The 1,602-nt window shown below is 69.7% G+C and carries 3 protein-coding genes; 1 reads left to right on the top strand and 2 read right to left on the bottom strand.

Translation table 11 applies throughout. The features are described 5' to 3' along the window. Window positions 1–242: hypothetical protein (locus tag PHA84_RS20640; protein WP_270890023.1), on the top strand; the 242-nt coding region annotated here is incomplete at its 5' end. A 244-nt stretch (window positions 243–486) separates the two neighbouring features. Here the strand turns inward: PHA84_RS20640 and PHA84_RS20635 are convergent. Further along, window positions 487–1,092 carry a D-Ala-D-Ala carboxypeptidase family metallohydrolase gene (locus PHA84_RS20635; protein WP_270890022.1) on the bottom strand — a complete coding sequence of 202 codons (606 nt, stop codon included), beginning with the start codon at window positions 1,090–1,092 and terminating at the stop codon, window positions 487–489. After that, window positions 1,092–1,466: a hypothetical protein gene (locus PHA84_RS20630; RefSeq protein ID WP_270890021.1), complete on the bottom strand. Its 375-nt coding sequence runs from the start codon at window positions 1,464–1,466 to the stop codon at window positions 1,092–1,094. Before PHA84_RS20630 ends, PHA84_RS20635 begins: the two co-directional genes overlap by 1 nt. Window positions 1,467–1,602 lie beyond the last annotated feature (136 nt).

Raw genomic sequence — 1,602 nt, 5'->3', positions numbered from 1 at the left:
CCGGAGACCTCCCCTTCGACGAGTCCACCCTCCTCGACCACGACGACGAGGACGACCAGACACCGGCCGACGAGCACGGGCACGATGGGCATGACGTCGGCGACCAGACCCACGGCGACGGCACCTCCACCGTGACCGCGGGCACCCACACCGCACCCAGGGCGATGGGCCCGGGTCCCCGGGCCGGCGGTAGGGATGCGGGTAAGAGCGTCGACGTGGGGTCCGACGGGGTGCGCCGCTGAGGGCGCCCCCTTTTCGGACCGATACCTCCCCGTCGCCTCTTCCCCATGCGTAGAGGAACCGGCGACTCCCACGGGTGGCGACACGACTAGGTTGACCTCGGCCCGTGCGCAGGCAGGACCATCCAGCTCCCGCCTGCGTCATACGACGGACGCGGGTTTCCTCGAGCGCGGCGGGTTCGGGGACGACTTCTCGCTCACGCCGACGGCCCAGGTGGTCGTGCCGTCGAGGAACAACAAGCCCTTCTCAGGTGGAGTACCTCCACGTCGTGGGAGCGGTCGGCTTCCCGCCGGTGAGGTTGCTCGCGCCCTTGTCCCGCGAGTCGACGTGGACCACGCGACCGGTGCTCTGCTGGAAGCCCAGCCCGGCGAAGAGGGCGAACCTCTTCTTCTGGTCCAGTGAGGCCAGTCCCTGGATGTCGGACGCCGTGCCGAACATGTGCTGGCTCGACTTCGCCCCGCCGACCTCCGCGTTGTGGCGCTTGCAGCGACAGCCGGACACGATCCGCACCGGCGCGCCGATCTTCACCCGGTAGGCCTCGAGGCGACGGATGTGGTCGCGGAGCATCCAGATCCGCCGGCACTCGGGAAACCGTCCTCCGTCGTTGCAGCGGAACTCGACATAGGAGAAGTTCGGGCTCATCGTCGACAGCCCTTTGCGCTGGCGGGCGAAGGAGATCGCAAGCGCTGCGCTGGTGTGCGTGCCGAACCTCCCGTCCGGGTCGAGTGCCGGGCCCAGGTTCCAGCCCTGCTGGAAACCGGTGAACGCGGTGGCGAAGCTGCGGGGGGCGTTGTCGAAGCCGATCGCGACGAGCATGCCGGTGGCCTCGCGGGTGCTGAGGACGGCTGCCATCACTGCTGCCCTCGCTCGTCCTGCTCGTCCGGCCCCTCGTCTTCCAGCCCCACGAAACCCAGCTCCTGCGCGGAGAATCCGTCCGGGTCGACGTTCTGCGGGTCCACGTCCGCCACTGCGGCATCCAGCTCGTCCTGCGTGGGGAGCGACTCCCCGTTCGCGTTCGATGCCGGGGGATCCGCCTGTCCCTCGGGGACCGAGTCGAGCTGCGCCGCGACCTCGTCGGGCAGCTGGGCGACGTTGTCCGGATGCGCGTCTCCGAGATCGGCTCCCGTCACGAAGCCGGCCTCGTCGTCGGCGGTGACGACGGGCAGGAGACGGGAGTCCTCGACCGGCTCCGGTGGACCGATCGTGAACGCGGTGAGCTCTGTCATGGCAGCCTCCATGGGGTTTGGGGTGGGCTCCCCTGCGCCGCCCGGTACGGCCGTCCACGCTAGGTGTACCCGGCCATGAGGTTGGTGGCAGGCGAGTCGTGTTGACGAGGTGAGAGCCCCCGGGTGGGGTGTGGCT

It is taken from the genome of Pedococcus sp. 5OH_020, from assembly GCF_027812955.1.
Classification (GTDB): domain Bacteria; phylum Actinomycetota; class Actinomycetes; order Actinomycetales; family Dermatophilaceae; genus Pedococcus.
This window is presented reverse-complemented; position numbering and strand designations above follow the sequence as displayed.